This is a genomic window from Rhizobium sp. SVR5-9E (assembly GCF_056755095.1).
Map to the genome: position 1 here is coordinate 1 of NZ_JBNDHS010000533.1, position 255 is coordinate 255.

Sequence of the window (255 nt, forward strand, 5' to 3'; positions counted from 1 at the left end):
TGCATGGAATGACATTAATCGTATTTCACGATGTGTATAGCCATTTACAGCCACAGATGTGTCATAAAATGTTGTCAGAAAGGGTCTTCGGTTACCGTCAGCAGGAAAATTCAATTGAGCATTCAGAGGATTTCCTCCTGCGTGATAATTCCATTGCCCGGCTACCTGATATTCAAATCTGCCAGGATTAATGGTGCTGTCATTAGGAATTGGCCGGTTAGGCAATGAATTATCCGGATCAGCAGGATTGGGAAG

1 protein-coding gene is annotated in these 255 nt (G+C 43.1%); it reads left to right on the forward strand.

Annotated features, from left to right (window positions below; translation table 11 throughout):
* The coding region (locus ACPYOJ_RS35940; protein ID WP_481420471.1) for a hypothetical protein at positions 1-191 on the forward strand (191 nt) is incomplete at its 5' end.
* Positions 192-255: the final 64 nt, after the last annotated feature.